Source organism: Pseudomonas sp. TAE6080 (assembly GCF_018732265.1).
GTDB lineage: Bacteria > Pseudomonadota > Gammaproteobacteria > Pseudomonadales > Pseudomonadaceae > Aquipseudomonas > Aquipseudomonas brenneri.
In genome coordinates, this window is sequence record NZ_JAHIDY010000009.1 from 131,201 (window position 1) to 146,858 (window position 15,658).

Consider the following 15,658-nt stretch of genomic DNA (forward strand, 5'->3'; position numbering starts at 1 on the left):
TTTTTATCCGCAAATGATCTCAGGCGCAACCAAACAGAGATAAATATTCTCCCCAGCCCGGCCTATGATTGTTGTAGGACAAGATTTCCCCTACCCGGGGACTGACTGTCAGCTAAGCGCGCCCACTATAAGAAATCCACAAGATCGAGCGTAGAAAGCCATGACCCAGCAATACGAACCGCTGCGCCTGCACGTTCCCGAGCCTTCTGGCCGCCCAGGTTGCAAGACCGACTTTACCTACCTGCGTCTGACCGACGCCGGTACGGTGCGCAAACCCGCCGTTGACGTAGAACCCGCCGACACCGCCGACCTGGCCAAGGGTCTGATCCGCGTGCTCGACGACCAGGGCCAGGCCCTGGGCCCATGGGCTGAAGGTGTGCCGGTAGAGATTCTGCGCCGTGGCATGCGTGCCATGCTCAAGACACGGATCTTCGACAACCGCATGGTGGTCGCCCAGCGCCAGAAAAAAATGTCGTTCTACATGCAAAGCCTTGGCGAAGAAGCCATCGGCAGCGCCCAGGCCCTGGCCTTGAACATCGACGACATGTGCTTCCCCACCTACCGCCAGCAAAGCATCTTGATGGCCCGCGAAGTGCCGCTGGTGGACCTGATCTGCCAACTGCTGTCCAACGAGCGCGACCCGCTCAAGGGCCGCCAGTTGCCGATCATGTACTCGGTCAAGGACTTTGGTTTCTTCACCATTTCAGGCAACCTCGCCACCCAATTCGTACAGGGCGTGGGCTGGGGCATGGCCTCGGCGATCAAGGGCGATACCAAGATCGCCTCGGCGTGGATCGGCGATGGCGCCACCGCCGAATCGGACTTCCACACTGCCCTGACCTTCGCCCATGTGTACCGCGCGCCGGTGATTCTCAACGTGGTCAACAACCAGTGGGCAATCTCTACCTTCCAGGCGATTGCCGGTGGAGAGGCCACGACCTTTGCCGGACGCGGCGTGGGTTGCGGCATCGCCTCCCTGCGCGTGGACGGCAACGACTTCATCGCCGTCTACGCCGCCTCCGCCTGGGCCGCCGAACGTGCGCGACGCAACCTCGGCCCAACCCTGATCGAATGGGTCACCTACCGCGCCGGCCCGCACTCCACCTCGGATGACCCGTCCAAGTACCGGCCTGCCGACGACTGGAGCCATTTCCCGCTGGGCGACCCGATTGCCCGCCTCAAGCAGCACCTGATCAAGATTGGCCAGTGGTCCGAAGAGGAACACGCCACAGTCAGTGCAGAGCTGGAAGCCGAAGTGATCAGCGCACAGAAAGAAGCCGAACAGTACGGCACCCTGGCCGGTGGCCAGATCCCGAGCGCCGCGAGCATGTTCGAAGACGTCTACAAAGAGATGCCGGAGCACTTGAAGCGCCAGCGTCAAGAGTTGGGGATCTGACATGAACGATCACAACAATAAAATCGAGTTGGAAACCGCCATGACCACTTCCACCATGACCATGATCCAGGCCCTGCGCTCGGCCATGGATGTGATGCTTGAGCGTGACGACAACGTGGTGGTGTTCGGCCAGGACGTCGGTTATTTCGGCGGCGTATTCCGTTGCACCGAAGGCTTGCAGACCAAATACGGCACCTCGCGGGTATTCGACGCACCGATCTCCGAAAGCGGCATCGTCGGTGTGGCCGTGGGCATGGGCGCCTATGGCCTGCGGCCGGTGGCCGAGATCCAGTTCGCCGACTACGTCTACCCCGCCACCGACCAGATCATCTCGGAAGCGGCGCGCCTGCGCTATCGCTCGGCCGGCCAGTTCACTGCGCCTTTGACCATGCGCATGCCTTGCGGCGGTGGCATCTATGGTGGCCAGACCCACAGCCAGAGTATCGAAGCGGTGTTCACCCAGGTCTGCGGCCTGCGCACGGTGATGCCGTCCAACCCGTATGACGCCAAGGGCCTGCTGATCGCCTCGATCGAAAACGATGACCCGGTGATCTTCCTGGAGCCCAAGCGCCTGTACAACGGCCCGTTCGACGGCCACCACGACCGCCCGGTAACGCCATGGTCCAAGCACCCGCAGGCGCAGGTGCCGGACGGTTACTACACCGTACCGCTGGATGTGGCCGCCATCGTGCGCCCTGGCTCGGCCGTCACCGTGCTGACCTATGGCACCACCGTGTATGTGTCGCAAGTGGCCGCCGAAGAAACCGGCATCGACGCTGAAGTCATCGACCTGCGCAGCCTGTGGCCGCTGGACCTGGAAACCATCGTCAAGTCAGTGAAAAAGACCGGCCGTTGCGTGGTGGTGCATGAAGCCACCCGTACCTGCGGCTTCGGCGCCGAGCTGGTGTCTTTGGTGCAAGAACACTGCTTCCACCACCTGGAAGCGCCGATCGAACGTGTGACCGGTTGGGACACCCCCTACCCCCACGCGCAAGAGTGGGCGTATTTCCCTGGCCCGTCCCGTGTGGGCGCGGCTTTGCAACGGGTCATGGAGGTCTGAATGGGCACGCACGTTATCAAGATGCCGGACATTGGCGAAGGCATCGCAGAGGTTGAGTTGTCGGTGTGGCACGTCAAGGTCGGCGACATGGTCGTCGAAGACCAGGTATTGGCGGATGTGATGACCGACAAGGCGATGGTGGACATTCCCTCGCCAGTCCACGGCAAGGTGATTGCCCTCGGCGGCGAGCCGGGTGAAGTCATGGCGGTGGGCAGTATCCTGATCAGCATTGAAGTGGAAGGCGCCGGCAATACCAAGGAATCGGCGCTGTCGGCGGTGGTTGCACAAGCCGCGCCAGCACCGCAAGCCCAAACCAGGGCTCCCGTGGTTGAAAGCAAGCCGGCAGCGACCAAGCCGGTAGTGGCAACAGCGCAAGCCCCGGTGGCCCGTGACGCCGCCGAGCGCCCGCTGGCCTCCCCGGCCGTGCGCAAGCATGCGCTGGACGCCGGGATCCAGTTACGCCTGGTCCAGGGCTCGGGCCCGGCCGGGCGCATTTTGCATGAAGACCTCGATGCCTATCTGCAACAGGGCACCACGCGGGCCTCGGCCGGCGCCAACCCGTATGCCGAACGCAACGACGAAGAGCAGATCCCGGTGATCGGCATGCGTCGCAAGATCGCCCAGCGCATGCAGGACGCGACCCGCCGCGCCGCACACTTCAGCTACGTCGAAGAAATCGACGTGACGGCCCTCGACGACTTGCGCGTACACCTCAATGAAAAACACGGCACCAGCCGTGGCAAGCTGACCCTCCTGCCATTCCTGGTGCGGGCGATGGTCGTGGCGCTGCGTGACTTCCCGCAGATCAATGCGCGTTATGACGACGAAGCCCAGGTCATCACCCGCCTCGGTGCGGTGCATGTGGGCGTCGCCACCCAGAGCGACGTCGGGCTGATGGTGCCGGTGGTACGGCACGCCGAGGCGCGCAGCCTGTGGGGTACCGCCGAGGAAATCACCCGCCTGGCCACTGCCGCACGCAATGGCAAGGCCAGCCGCGACGAGCTGTCGGGCTCGACCATCACCCTGACCAGCCTTGGCGCGCTGGGCGGGATTGTCAGCACCCCGGTGCTGAACCTGCCGGAAGTGGCGATTGTCGGGGTCAACCGCATCGTCGAGCGGCCGATGGTGATCAAGGGGCAGATCGTGATCCGCAAGATGATGAACCTTTCCAGCTCCTTCGATCACCGGGTGGTCGATGGCATGGACGCGGCGCAATTCATCCAGGCCATCCGTGGCCTGCTCGAACAACCCGCCAGCCTGTTCCTGGAGTAAGTCATGTCGCAAGCATTGAACACCACGCTGCTGATTATCGGCGGCGGCCCTGGCGGCTATGTGGCAGCCATTCGTGCCGGCCAACTGGGCATCCCGACCATCCTGGTAGAAGGCCAGGCGTTGGGCGGCACCTGCCTGAACATCGGCTGCATTCCGTCCAAGGCGCTGATTCACGTGGCCGAACAGTTCCAGCAAACCGTACACCTGAGCCAGGGTTCGGCCCTGGGCATCGACGTGGACGTGCCGAGCCTGGACATCCGCAAGAGCGTGGAATGGAAAGACGGCATTGTCGACCGCCTGACCACTGGCGTCGCCGCGCTGCTGAAAAAGCACAAGGTCCAGGTGATCCATGGCTGGGCCAAGGTCATCGACGGCAAGACCGTGGAGGTGGGCGAGCAACGCATCCAGTGCGAACACCTGCTGCTGGCCACCGGTTCAAAAAGCGTCAACCTGCCGATGCTGCCGATTGGCGGGCCGATTATCTCGTCCACCGAAGCCCTGGCGCCGACCCGCGTACCCAAACGCTTGATCGTGGTCGGTGGCGGTTACATCGGCCTGGAACTGGGGATTGCCTATCGCAAACTCGGGGCCGAAGTCAGCGTGGTCGAAGCCCAGGATCGCATCCTGCCCGCCTACGACGCCGAGCTGACGCAACCGGTGGCCGAGTCCCTCAAGCAACTGGGGGTCAAGTTGTACCTCAAGCACAGCGTCACCGGGTTTGAAGGTGGCAGCCTGCAGGTACGCGATCCAAATGGCGACACGCTCTCTCTGGACACCGACCAGGTGCTGGTCGCCGTCGGGCGCAAACCCAACACCCAGGGCTGGAACCTGGAAGCCCTGGACCTGGCGATGAACGGTGCGGCGATCAAGATCGACAACCGTTGCCAGACCAGCATGCGCAATGTCTGGGCCATCGGCGACCTGAGCGGCGAGCCGATGCTGGCGCACCGGGCCATGGCCCAGGGCGAAATGGTCGCCGAACTGATCAGCGGTAAATCCCGGGAATTCAACCCGGCGGCGATCCCGGCGGTGTGCTTTACCGACCCGGAACTGGTGGTGGTCGGCAAGACCCCGGACGAAGCCAAGGCGGCAGGCCTGGACTGCATCGTGTCGAGCTTCCCGTTCGCCGCCAATGGCCGGGCCATGACCCTGGAGTCCAAGACCGGCTTCGTGCGGGTGGTAGCGCGCCGCGACAATCACCTGATTGTCGGCTGGCAGGCCGTGGGGGTTGGCGTGTCCGAGCTGTCCACGGCGTTTGGCCTGAGCCTGGAAATGGGCGCCCGCCTGGAAGATGTGGCCGGCACCATTCATGCCCATCCAACCTTGGGCGAAGCGGTGCAGGAAGCAGCCCTGCGTGCCTTGGGGCATGCCCTGCACCTGTAAAAAGCTACACACAACCCTGTAGGAGCGAGCTTGCTCGCGAAAAACTCAAGGGCACCGCGTTTATTTTGGTTATACGCGTTATCGTTGACGATTCTCGCGAGCAAGCTCGCTCCTACAGGAACCGCATGCAACTGGAAGACCAGCAGCGGAATGAAGTATTGTTGCGCCCATCCGGAAATAAACCGAAAGCCTGCCTTCGACCAGGCGGTTGCAAAGAGATAGAGGGTGTCATGAGTAACGAAAGCATCAATTGGGACAAATTGGGTTTTGACTACATCAAGACCGACAAGCGCTTCCTCCAGACCTGGAAAGACGGCGCCTGGCAAGAAGGCACCCTGACCGACGACAACGTGCTGCACATCAGCGAGGGCTCCACTGCCCTGCACTACGGCCAGCAGTGCTTTGAAGGCCTCAAGGCCTACCGCTGCAAGGACGGCTCGATCAACCTGTTCCGCCCGGACCAGAACGCCGCCCGCATGCAGCGCAGTTGCGGCCGCTTGCTGATGCCACAAGTGCCGACCGAAGCCTTTATCGAAGCCTGCAAGGAAGTGGTTCGCGCCAACGAGCGCTTCATCCCGCCGTACGGCACCGGCGGCGCGCTGTACCTGCGCCCGTTCGTGATCGGCACCGGTGACAACATCGGCGTGCGTACCGCGCCCGAGTTCATCTTCTCGATCTTCTGCATCCCGGTCGGCGCCTACTTCAAGGGCGGCCTGACCCCGCACAACTTCCTGATCTCCGGCTACGACCGCGCCGCGCCAAACGGCACCGGTGCCGCCAAGGTCGGTGGCAACTACGCGGCCAGCCTGATGCCCGGCTCCCTGGCGAAAAAAGCCAACTTTGCCGACTGCATCTACCTGGACCCGGCCACCCACTCGAAAATCGAAGAAGTCGGCTCGGCCAACTTCTTCGGGATCACCCACGACAACAAGTTCGTCACCCCGAACTCGCCGTCGGTACTGCCAGGCATCACCCGTCTGTCGCTGATCGAGCTGGCCAAGACCCGCCTGGGCCTGGAAGTGGTTGAAGGTGATGTGCTGATCGACAAACTGGCAGACTTCAAGGAAGCCGGGGCCTGCGGCACCGCTGCCGTGATCACGCCGATTGGCGGCATTGAGTACAAAGACAAGCTGCACGTGTTCTACAGCGAAAAAGACGTCGGCCCGGTCACCCAGAAGCTCTACAAAGAGCTGACTGGTGTGCAGTCCGGCGACGTTGAAGCGCCGGCTGGCTGGATCGTCAAGGTCTAAGCCAACACTGAATGCAGGGGCTGGCTTGTGTGGGAGCCAGCTCCCACATTTGTTTTGGGGTGACTTCAGGGTTTGGGCAGGTTCTGCGCAATCTTCTTGCCCATGCTGATCCTCGGTTCCACGCCATACCCCAGCGCTTCGTAGAACCCCACCACCGTATCGTTGCCCAGATTGATCTGCAGGTTGATCTTCAGGCAGCCCAGGGCGATCAACGCCTGTTCCCCATGCCGCACCAATGACGCGCCCAGGCCCTGGCGGCGATAGTCAGGATGCACGGCCACCGAATACAACCAGCCACGATGCCCGTCGTAACCGGCCATCAAGGTACCGATCACCGCCGCCTTATCGGTAGCGACAAAGAACAGCCCATCGTCGACCGCCAGCTTTTTATCAATCGCCAGTTCCGGCCGGTTGTGGGGCGTGTCATAACCAAACGCTTGCTGCCACAGCGCTGCCACCTGGGCACGGTGCTGGCGGTCGCGATAGACGCCGATGGGATGGCGTGACGACAACACCTTCTCCATCACCAGCGTGCGCTCGTTGCCGTGATACACATCGCGCACGGTATGAAACCCCAGCCTGGTATAGAACGGCTCGGCGGTGAGGGACGACGGTACGCTCAGCACCGTGACCCCAGCTTCACGGGCCCGCTGTTCGATATCGACCATCAGTTGGCGGCCGATGCCCTGCCCTTGCAGTGCCGGATTGACGAACACCGAACGTACGACATTGGCATCCAGGGCGGCGGTCGCGACGATTTGCTGATCCTGGAGTGCAACCAGCACGGTGCGCCGCGTAAGCAATTGCAGGACCGCCTGCGGCGTGAAGTTGCTCGCCACCCGGGCAATCACGTCCGCCGGGTAATCGCGAGCGTTGCTGCTGTGCAGGGCGGCGAGGATAACCTGGCTGATGCCTTCGGCATCCGAGGCTTGAGCAAGGCGAACGGCGGTAGACATGACTCCTCCTGACGGACGACGTTACGACAGCCACCACAATACCTATGTGTGGGCTTGTGTGGGAGCTCCCACATTTTGAGCGGTGCTCGACGCTACAGCCGATTCGGCTGCCTCACCCCTCTTTTCAGCTTTCCCGGCTGAGGCACGACCTTGTTTCAGCCGGGATTCTGCGGCCAGAGCGCACAAAATAGCCTCAATGCCCAACCTCATGGACTCGTGCCCCCATGCAAACCACCAACACCGTCTTGATGATCCGCCCGGCGCACTTTGCCTTTAACCCGGACACCGCGATCAACAACCGCTTCCAGCGCGCGCCCGCCGATCCCCTGGCCGCACAGCACAAAGCGCTGGAAGAGTTCGACGGTTATGTCGACACCCTGCGCCAGCATGGCGTGGAAGTGCTGGTGGTACAGGACACCCCCGCGCCCCACACCCCGGACTCGATCTTCCCCAACAACTGGTGGAGTAGCCACGCCGACGGCAGCCTGGTGCTGTACCCGATGGAAGGGCAGAACCGCCGCCTGGAACGCAACAAAGGCGTGCTGCAAGTGCTGGAGCAACGCTTCGCAATCAAAGGCACCATCGACTTCAGCCACCTCGAACAACAGAACATGTTCCTCGAAGGCACCGGCAGCATGGTCCTCGACCGCCAGCACCGCATCAGCTATGCCTGCCATTCCGGGCGCACCCACCATGACGCCCTGCGCCAGTTCGCCGAGCGCCTGGACTATCAGGTCTGCGCCTTCCATGCCGTCGACCGTCATCACGCGCCGATCTATCACAGCAACGTGATGATGAGCGTGGGCCGCGACCTGTCAGTGGTGTGCCTGCAAGCGTTGCCCGAAGAGCACGAACGCCGGGGCCTGGAACGATCCCTGCGCGATACCGGCAAGGACATCCTGCCCCTGGACTTCGACCAGTTGGAAGCCTTCGCCGGCAACATGCTGGAAGTCCACGACCGCGACGGCCAGCCGCTGCTGGTGATGTCCAACAGCGCCTGGCAATCACTCAAGCCCGCGCAGCGCCAGCATGTGGAGCGTCACACCCACCCGGTGGTGGTGAATATCGACAATATCGAACGCATCGGCGGCGGCAGTGCCCGCTGCATGTTGGCCGAAGTGCATCTGCCGGCCCGCGCCTCATTCCAATAAGGAGTTTCCCCATGACCCGTTATATCGACGTCAACGACCTCAGCTACCTGGTATCGCAAAAGGGCCTGCAAACCTGCATCACCGAGATGGCCGAGTACATCCGCGCCGACTACCTGCGCTGGAATGACTTTGAGAAATGCGCACGTCTGGCCAACCATTCGCCCGAGGGCGTGATCGAACTGATGCCGGTCTCGGATGCTTCGCTGTATGCCTTCAAATACGTCAATGGCCACCCGAAAAACACCCAGAGCGGCATGCTCACCGTCATGGCCTTTGGCGCCCTGGGAGATGTTGATACGGGCAAACCGGTATTGCTCAGCGAGATGACCCTGACCACCGCGATTCGTACCGCCGCCACCTCGGCCCTGGTCGCGCGCTACCTGGCCCGCGACAACAGCCGCAGCATGGCACTGATCGGCAACGGCTCGCAGAGTGAATTCCAGGCCCTGGCGTTCCACGCCATGCTCGGGATCACAGAAATCCGCCTGTTCGATATCGACGCCAAGGCCATGGCCAAACTGGCAAACAATCTCAAGGCCTTCCCGGCGATCAAGGTGATCCTGGCCGGCAGCGTGGCCGAAGCGGTCAAAGGCGCCGATATCGTCACCACCGTCACCGCCGACAAGGCCTACGCCACCATCCTCACCGACGAGATGATCGAGCCCGGCATGCACCTCAATGCCGTCGGCGGCGACTGCCCCGGCAAGACCGAACTGGACCGCCGTATCGTCGAGCGCGCGCGGGTGATTGTCGAGTACGAACCGCAAAGCCGTATCGAAGGCGAAATCCAGCATATGCCCGAGGATTCGCCAGTCACCGAGCTGTGGCAAGTGATCAACGGCCAGAAGCCAGGCCGGGAAAATGCGCGCCAGGTCACCCTGTTCGACTCGGTAGGTTTTGCCCTCGAAGACTACTCGGCCCTGCGTTATGTGCTGGACGTGGCCAAGGCCCTCGACGTGGGCAGCGAGCTGGAGTTGGTGCCAGACCTGGCCGACCCCAAGGACCTGTTCGCGCGCCTGGCGCAGCAACCGGCCGCACAGCATAAAAAGCGCGCCTGAAACCGCTCTGGCCTGCTGCTTTGCGCAAGTAGCAGGCCGAGACAGGCGGTTTGAAAAGCCGATATGCCGGGTCTTGCAGCCGATTCCGCTGCCGCCCGCGTTTTAACAGCGTATTCCGCATGCCAACACCCCGGTAAACGACACAAAAAACGCACCACCATGAAGCATTCTGAGCGCGACCAAAGAGTCAGCAAATGAATGCATGCCGCACCCTTTCTACTGCCCTGACATCAATTACAAAATATAGGGAAAACACCATGACTCCGCTCCGATCACTCATCGCCGCGCTGCTCCTGCCTTTGTGCGCCACCGCCGTCCAGGCCCAGGAATGGAAAGAAATCCGTTTCGGCGTGTTCCCCGAGTACCCACCCTTTGAATCCGTGGCCGCCGATGGCAGCCTGCAAGGTTTCGACATTGAGTTGGGCAACGCCATCTGCGCCAAGCTCGAAGTCAAATGCACCTGGGTCCACAACGAATTCGACGGCATGATCCCGGCGCTGCGTGCGCGCAAGTTCGACGCAATCATGTCCTCCATGGCCGTGACCCCGGCCCGGCAAAAACAGATCGACTTCAGCGACCGCCTGTTCCTCAGCCCCACCTCGGTGATCACCCGCAAGGGCGCCGGCTTCGGCGACACCCCGGAATCGCTCAAAGGCAAGCAGGTCGGCGTGCTCCAGGGCTCGCTGCAGGAAGCCTACGCCCGCGCGCACCTGGCCAAGCTCGGCGCCCAGGTCAAGGCGTACCAGTCCCAGGACCAGAACTACGCCGACCTGCAAAACGGCCGCCTCGACGCGACGCTGACCGACAAGCTCGAAGCCCAGCTCAACTTCCTGTCCAAGCCTGAAGGTGCCGACTACCAGTCCGGCCCAGCCTTCAAGGACCCGACCTTGCCCCTGGACATTGCCATGGGCCTGCGCAAGAACGACCAGGAACTACTGGCGCTGATCAACAAGGGCATTGCTGCCGTACAGGCCGATGGCACCTACGCGCAGATCCAGAAGAAATACTTCGGCGACGACGATATCTACCACGAATAACGTCAGCAGCTAGCCTCTCTCCCTGTAGGAGCGAGCTTGCTCGCGAAAAACGTCAACGATAACGCGTAAAACCAGATTAAACGCGGTGCCCTTGAGTTCTTCGCGAGCAAGCTCGCTCCTACAAAGGGAAACCGTGCCCATCGAGATCTCCCTCCATGAATGAACTCCTCAACCTGCAAGGCTTCGGCCCGCTGCTGGCCCAGGGCGCCTGGATGACCATCAAGCTGGCGTTCCTGGCGCTGGTGCTGAGCCTGGCCCTGGGCCTGATCGCTGCGGGTGCCAAGCTGTCCAGCCACAAACTGCTGCGTATCCCGGCCACGCTCTACACCACCTTGATCCGCAGTGTGCCGGACCTGGTGCTGATCCTGCTGATCTTCTACAGCCTGCAACTGTGGCTCAATGACCTGACCGAAATGCTCGGCTGGAACTACTTCGAAATCGATCCATTCACCGCGGGCGTGATCACCCTGGGCTTTATCTACGGGGCGTATTTCACCGAAAACTTTCGCGGCGCGATGCTCAGTGTGCCCGTGGGCCAACTGGAAGCGGCAACCGCCTACGGTTTGAGTCGCTGGCAGCGCTTCAGGCTGGTGATGTTCCCGCAATTGATGCGCTTTGCATTGCCGGGGCTGGGCAATAACTGGCTGGTGCTGCTCAAGTCCACGGCGCTGGTGTCGATCATCGGCCTGGCAGACCTGGTCAAGGCCGCGCAGAACGCCGGCAAGACCACCAATGACCCGCTGTACTTCCTGATCCTCGCGGGCTTGGTGTACCTGTTGATCACCACCCTCTCCAACCGCATCTTCAAACGCCTGGAACGGCGCTACAACGTCGGCATCAAGGGGATCGCGCGATGATTGAACTGATCCAGCAATATGGCCTGGCGTACCTGTGGACCGATGGCTCGGGCTTTTCCGGGGTGGCCATGACCTTGTGGCTGTTTATCGTGTCGGTGATCCTAGGGTTTTTCCTGTCGATCCCGCTGGCGATTGCCCGCGTCAGCGAGCACTTCTGGCTACGCTGGCCGGTGGAGGTCTACACCTACCTGTTTCGCGGCACGCCGCTGTATATCCAGTTGCTGATTTGCTACACCGGCCTGTACAGCCTGGAAATGGTGCAAGACAACGCCCTGCTCAATCAGTTTTTCCGCAACGCGCTGAACTGCACGCTGCTGGCGTTTGTACTCAATACCTGTGCCTACACCGTGGAGATCTTCGCCGGGGCCATTCGCAATATCCCCCATGGCGAGATTGAAGCCGCGCGGGCCTATGGTCTGCACGGCTGGCGGATGAACCTGTTCGTGGTGATTCCCGCTGCACTGCGCCGCGCGTTGCCGGCCTACAGCAACGAAATGATCCTGATGCTGCACGCCACGTCCCTGGCGTTTACCGCAACCATCGCCGACATCCTCAAGGTGGCCCGCGATGCCAATGCCGAGACGTTCATGACGTTCCAGGCTTTCGGCATTGCCGCGCTGCTGTACATGCTGCTGTCCTTTGCATTGGTGGGCCTGTTCCGACTGGCCGAACGACGCTGGATGCGCTTTCTTGTCCCGACCCGAGGCTAACCCATGAACCAGTCCGCACAGGCCCTGGCCGCTCACCCTGCTGACCTTGCCGTCTCCCGCCCGACTGTTGTTGCGGCCAGCGCCAGCGTCAAGCTCAAGGTCCAAGACCTGCATAAAAGCTACGGTGAGCATGAAGTACTCAAGGGCGTTTCGCTCAACGCCAGCAAGGGCGATGTGATCAGCCTGATCGGTGCCAGCGGCTCCGGCAAAAGCACCCTGCTGCGCTGCATCAACTTCCTTGAACAACCCGACGCCGGGGTGATTACCCTGGATGGCATCAGCATTGAAATGCGCCGGGGCCGCGCCGGCGTACAGGCGCCGCACCAGGCACAACTGCAGAACCTGCGTACGCGCCTGGCCATGGTGTTCCAGCACTTCAACCTGTGGAGCCACATGACGGTGCTGGAAAACATCTGCATGGCGCCGCGCCGGGTGCTGGGCGTGAGCGCCGCCGAAGCGGAAAAACGCGCACGGATGTATCTGGACAAAGTCGGCCTGCCGGGGCGGGTCGCTGATCAATACCCGGCGTTTCTCTCCGGTGGCCAACAACAGCGGGTGGCTATCGCGCGGGCCCTGGCCATGGAGCCGGAGATTATCCTGTTCGACGAACCGACCTCGGCGCTGGATCCAGAGCTTGTAGGAGAAGTCCTCAAAGTCATACAGACGTTGGCCGAGGAAGGTCGTACCATGCTCATGGTCACCCACGAAATGGGCTTCGCCCGGCAAGTGTCCAGCCAGGTGTTATTCCTGCACCAGGGCCGCGTCGAAGAGCAAGGCAGCGCCGAGATCCTCGACCATCCCAACAGCGAACGCTTGCAGCAATTTCTCTCCAACCGCTTGAAGTGAATACAGAATCGACCATGGATACCAAGGCCAACGGACCCCACTCCTCCCCTGCGCTGGATCGCATTGATGAAGCCATCATCGATGTCCTGCGCCATCAGGGACGTATCACCTACGAAAAGCTCTCTTCGCTGGTACACCTCACGCCCAGGCCCTGCCTGGAACGGGTGCGCAAGCTGGAGCGACGCGGAGTGATTCGTGGCTATGGCGCGATCATCGATGTGCAGATGGTCTCGCCGGGGTTGTCGCTGCTGGTGCTGGTGGCCCTGTCCAACCAGAGCGGGCGCTCGGCGCAAAAAGCCTTCGAAGCCTGCGTCAAGGCGTGCCCGCAGGTGTTCGAATGCCAGTTGATCAGCGGGCCGTTCGACTACAGCCTGCGCATGCGCTGCCGGGACATGGAGCACTACCGCGTGTTGACGGAAACCTGGCTGAACAATGACGAGCTGCACATTGATAAATTAGTGGCACATCCGGAGTTGGCGGTGGTGAAAAACACTGCGACTGAGTTGGCCTAATCACCACCCCCTGACACAACAGAGATCAACTGTGGGAGCAAGCTTGTGTGGGAGCTGGCTCCCACATTTAACTGTGCCCGCTTGATATTTTCTTACCTCGCCGAGCCGCCACCAGGCTCGCCTGCCCATCCCGCTGCTTCCCCGTCCGCGCCTCACTGATCAACCCCGGTATCAACTTGCCCTCCGGCAGATTCTTCCAGAACCGGCTCGGCAAGTGCCCTTCCATGACCTTGGGATTCAACCGCGCCGGGTTGAAGATATGGCTGTAGTAGGTCAGCCACATGGCACTGTGTGGATCTTCGACATTCTGTGCCAACTGCTGCCATTGCTCCGGGCACTGGCGTTGATGAATCAACTGCTCACCGTCGTAATACACCCCATCCAGTGGCGTGGCGATCATCCAGCGATGACGGCCCATGCGCCCGACAAAGTGCTGGCTGGCACTGTGCAAAATGTCGTGGGCCGGCTCATGCCACGCCACGTATTCCGGCATCTGCGGGCCCGCTGCCGCCGGCAGGGCAATAAAGCGCACAAACGCATGCAGGTGGTGGGCTTCGCGTCGTACCTGCTTGATCCGGCGCTGCAGTTCGCTGCCCAGTTGATCTCCCGCCATCATCGCCGTGCGGTCGCCATGGCTGACGCGCCACAGCACTTCGTACAGCAGGCTCCAACGCTGCTCGCCGTGGTAGCAGGCGGCACTTTCCAGCAGTTCCAGCAGGGTCTTGGGAATACGCGCCTGGAACGGGCCATTGTGCGCTGGGTAATGCTCATCGGTGGCGAACAGGTCCGCCACTTCCACTTCGCCCCAACTGACATGGCTGGGGTCGATCTGATGGCTGAGCAACCAACGCGCCTGCTCGCGCCAGGTGCTGAACAGGTTGTCGCATTCCAGGCTGATCATCCCCACAACCCCATCTGTTGCGGCTGCGGACGATCACGCAGCTGCTCGCGCAACAGCACGCTGGTGCTTTCGGCCTGCTGGGGATGGTAGTCACTGGTGATGAAAAACGGCTTGGCCTTGGTCAGCACGCAGCGCATGCGCGCCAGGTCCTCAAAGCGGATCTTGCGCTGTCGACGCAGTTCCACCAGACGCTCGGTGGTGCGTAGGCCTATCCCCGGGATACGCGCGATCAAGGTCGCCTCGGCACGGTTAAGGTCCAGCGGGAACACCTCGCGATGCTCCAGGGCCCAGGCCAGCTTAGGATCGATATCCAGCGCCAGATCCCCCGGCCCCGCGAACAGTTCATTGGCGCGAAAACCATAACTGCGCAGCAGGAAATCCGCTTGATACAAGCGGTGCTCGCGCATCAACGGCGGCGCCGCCAGGGGCACGCTTTTCGGGCTATTGGGAATCGGGCTGAACGCCGAGTAATACACCCGGCGCAACTTGAAGTTGCCATACAACGCCTCGGCGCCGTGGAGGATGGTGCTGTCGTCCGTGTCATCGGCACCGACAATCATCTGCGTGCTTTGCCCCGCCGGGGCAAAACGTGGTGCGCGGGGCTCGTTGAGCACGGTTTGCTCGCCGGTGAAAATCGTCTGCATCGCCTGCTTGATCGAGCCGATCTGCTTTTCCGGCGCCAGGATCCGCAAGCTTTTATCGGTGGGCAGTTCAATGTTCACGCTCAAGCGATCGGCGTAACGCCCAGCCTCGGCAATCAATGCAGGATCCGCTTCGGGAATGGTCTTGAGGTGGATATAACCGCGAAAGTCATGCACCTCGCGCAGCAACTTGGCGACCCGTACCAGTTGCTCCATGGTGTAGTCCGCCGAACGGATGATCCCCGAACTGAGAAACAACCCGCTGACACAATTACGCCGATAGAAGTCCAGGGTCAGCGTCACCACCTCCTCCGGGCTGAACCGCGCACGGGGCACGTCGCTGGAGCGGCGGTTGACGCAGTATTGGCAGTCGTAGAGGCAGAAATTGGTCAGCAATACCTTGAGCAACGACACACAGCGCCCGTCCGGGGTGTAGCTGTGACAGATGCCCATGCCGTCGGTCGAGCCCAGCCCCGCCTTGCCCTCGGAACTGCGCTTGGGCGCACCGCTGCTGGCGCAGGACGCGTCGTACTTGGCGGCATCGGCAAGGATGCTGAGTTTTTCGATCAACTGCATGGCGGGCTACCGAATACTGTATTTTTATACAGTATCAGCAGCAACACCCGCC

General features: G+C 61.7%; 15 protein-coding genes. 12 read left to right on the forward strand and 3 right to left on the reverse strand.

Going from position 1 to position 15,658, the window contains the following annotated elements:
• The first annotated feature begins 160 nt into the window (after positions 1-160).
• From KL786_RS09425 to KL786_RS09445, 5 genes are all read left to right on the forward strand, one after another.
• The gene (locus tag KL786_RS09425) at positions 161-1,396 is read left to right on the forward strand and encodes a 3-methyl-2-oxobutanoate dehydrogenase (2-methylpropanoyl-transferring) subunit alpha (RefSeq protein WP_215517430.1); all 1,236 of its coding nucleotides are present in this window, start codon (positions 161-163) and stop codon (positions 1,394-1,396) included.
• Between the two features lies 1 nt (position 1,397).
• Positions 1,398-2,456 carry an alpha-ketoacid dehydrogenase subunit beta gene (locus KL786_RS09430; protein ID WP_032860175.1) on the forward strand — a complete coding sequence of 353 codons (1,059 nt, stop codon included), beginning with the start codon at positions 1,398-1,400 and terminating at the stop codon, positions 2,454-2,456.
• Positions 2,457-3,728 (forward strand): dihydrolipoamide acetyltransferase family protein, encoded by a 1,272-nt coding sequence (locus KL786_RS09435; RefSeq protein WP_215517431.1) that lies wholly within the window; start codon positions 2,457-2,459, stop codon positions 3,726-3,728.
• Between the two features lie 3 nt (positions 3,729-3,731).
• Positions 3,732-5,111 (forward strand): dihydrolipoyl dehydrogenase, encoded by a 1,380-nt coding sequence (gene lpdA / locus KL786_RS09440; RefSeq protein ID WP_215517432.1) that lies wholly within the window; start codon positions 3,732-3,734, stop codon positions 5,109-5,111.
• Positions 5,112-5,341: 230 nt separating this feature from the next.
• The gene (locus tag KL786_RS09445; protein WP_065943689.1) at positions 5,342-6,361 is read left to right on the forward strand and encodes a branched-chain amino acid aminotransferase; all 1,020 of its coding nucleotides are present in this window, start codon (positions 5,342-5,344) and stop codon (positions 6,359-6,361) included.
• Positions 6,362-6,426: 65 nt separating this feature from the next.
• On the opposite strand, the gene KL786_RS09450 is transcribed toward KL786_RS09445, so the two are convergent.
• Positions 6,427-7,317 (reverse strand): GNAT family acetyltransferase, encoded by an 891-nt coding sequence (locus KL786_RS09450; protein WP_215517433.1) that lies wholly within the window; start codon positions 7,315-7,317, stop codon positions 6,427-6,429.
• Between the two features lie 224 nt (positions 7,318-7,541).
• Between KL786_RS09450 and ctlX the strand changes: the two genes are divergently transcribed.
• From ctlX to KL786_RS09485, 7 genes are all read left to right on the forward strand, one after another.
• A complete protein-coding gene (gene ctlX / locus KL786_RS09455) occupies positions 7,542-8,468 on the forward strand; it encodes a citrulline utilization hydrolase CtlX (protein WP_215517434.1) in 927 nt (308 codons plus the stop codon).
• Between the two features lie 11 nt (positions 8,469-8,479).
• Positions 8,480-9,526: an ornithine cyclodeaminase gene (gene ocd / locus KL786_RS09460; RefSeq protein WP_032860180.1), complete on the forward strand. Its 1,047-nt coding sequence runs from the start codon at positions 8,480-8,482 to the stop codon at positions 9,524-9,526.
• Between the two features lie 257 nt (positions 9,527-9,783).
• Positions 9,784-10,563, forward strand: coding sequence for an ABC transporter substrate-binding protein (locus tag KL786_RS09465; protein WP_215517435.1), 780 nt, complete (start codon positions 9,784-9,786; stop codon positions 10,561-10,563).
• Between the two features lie 155 nt (positions 10,564-10,718).
• A complete protein-coding gene (locus tag KL786_RS09470; RefSeq protein WP_215517436.1) occupies positions 10,719-11,420 on the forward strand; it encodes an ABC transporter permease in 702 nt (233 codons plus the stop codon).
• Positions 11,417-12,130 (forward strand): ABC transporter permease, encoded by a 714-nt coding sequence (locus tag KL786_RS09475; RefSeq protein ID WP_065943687.1) that lies wholly within the window; start codon positions 11,417-11,419, stop codon positions 12,128-12,130. Before KL786_RS09470 ends, KL786_RS09475 begins: the two co-directional genes overlap by 4 nt.
• A gap of 3 nt (positions 12,131-12,133) precedes the next feature.
• The gene (locus tag KL786_RS09480) at positions 12,134-12,976 is read left to right on the forward strand and encodes an ABC transporter ATP-binding protein (protein WP_252193659.1); all 843 of its coding nucleotides are present in this window, start codon (positions 12,134-12,136) and stop codon (positions 12,974-12,976) included.
• 14 nt (positions 12,977-12,990) lie between these two features.
• Positions 12,991-13,488, forward strand: coding sequence for an Lrp/AsnC family transcriptional regulator (locus KL786_RS09485; protein ID WP_029296543.1), 498 nt, complete (start codon positions 12,991-12,993; stop codon positions 13,486-13,488).
• Between the two features lie 67 nt (positions 13,489-13,555).
• On the opposite strand, the gene KL786_RS09490 is transcribed toward KL786_RS09485, so the two are convergent.
• On the reverse strand, positions 13,556-14,389 hold the full coding sequence (locus KL786_RS09490; RefSeq protein ID WP_215517437.1) for a TIGR03915 family putative DNA repair protein: 834 nt from the start codon (positions 14,387-14,389) through the stop codon (positions 13,556-13,558).
• Positions 14,386-15,606 carry a putative DNA modification/repair radical SAM protein gene (locus KL786_RS09495; protein WP_215517438.1) on the reverse strand — a complete coding sequence of 407 codons (1,221 nt, stop codon included), beginning with the start codon at positions 15,604-15,606 and terminating at the stop codon, positions 14,386-14,388. The genes KL786_RS09490 and KL786_RS09495 overlap by 4 nt, the downstream gene beginning before the upstream one ends.
• Between the last annotated feature and the right edge of the window lie 52 nt (positions 15,607-15,658).

Bases quoted from the DNA above. Each gene is read 5' to 3' on its own strand.
- KL786_RS09425 (WP_215517430.1), top strand. From the start codon at position 161: ATGACCCAGCAATACGAACCGCTGCGCCTGCACGTTCCCGAGCCTTCT.
- KL786_RS09430 (WP_032860175.1), top strand. From the start codon at position 1,398: ATGAACGATCACAACAATAAAATCGAGTTGGAAACCGCCATGACCACT.
- KL786_RS09435 (WP_215517431.1), top strand. From the start codon at position 2,457: ATGGGCACGCACGTTATCAAGATGCCGGACATTGGCGAAGGCATCGCA.
- lpdA (WP_215517432.1), top strand. From the start codon at position 3,732: ATGTCGCAAGCATTGAACACCACGCTGCTGATTATCGGCGGCGGCCCT.
- KL786_RS09445 (WP_065943689.1), top strand. From the start codon at position 5,342: ATGAGTAACGAAAGCATCAATTGGGACAAATTGGGTTTTGACTACATC.
- KL786_RS09450 (WP_215517433.1), bottom strand. From the start codon at position 7,317: ATGTCTACCGCCGTTCGCCTTGCTCAAGCCTCGGATGCCGAAGGCATC.
- ctlX (WP_215517434.1), top strand. From the start codon at position 7,542: ATGCAAACCACCAACACCGTCTTGATGATCCGCCCGGCGCACTTTGCC.
- ocd (WP_032860180.1), top strand. From the start codon at position 8,480: ATGACCCGTTATATCGACGTCAACGACCTCAGCTACCTGGTATCGCAA.
- KL786_RS09465 (WP_215517435.1), top strand. From the start codon at position 9,784: ATGACTCCGCTCCGATCACTCATCGCCGCGCTGCTCCTGCCTTTGTGC.
- KL786_RS09470 (WP_215517436.1), top strand. From the start codon at position 10,719: ATGAATGAACTCCTCAACCTGCAAGGCTTCGGCCCGCTGCTGGCCCAG.
- KL786_RS09475 (WP_065943687.1), top strand. From the start codon at position 11,417: ATGATTGAACTGATCCAGCAATATGGCCTGGCGTACCTGTGGACCGAT.
- KL786_RS09480 (WP_252193659.1), top strand. From the start codon at position 12,134: ATGAACCAGTCCGCACAGGCCCTGGCCGCTCACCCTGCTGACCTTGCC.
- KL786_RS09485 (WP_029296543.1), top strand. From the start codon at position 12,991: ATGGATACCAAGGCCAACGGACCCCACTCCTCCCCTGCGCTGGATCGC.
- KL786_RS09490 (WP_215517437.1), bottom strand. From the start codon at position 14,389: ATGATCAGCCTGGAATGCGACAACCTGTTCAGCACCTGGCGCGAGCAG.
- KL786_RS09495 (WP_215517438.1), bottom strand. From the start codon at position 15,606: ATGCAGTTGATCGAAAAACTCAGCATCCTTGCCGATGCCGCCAAGTAC.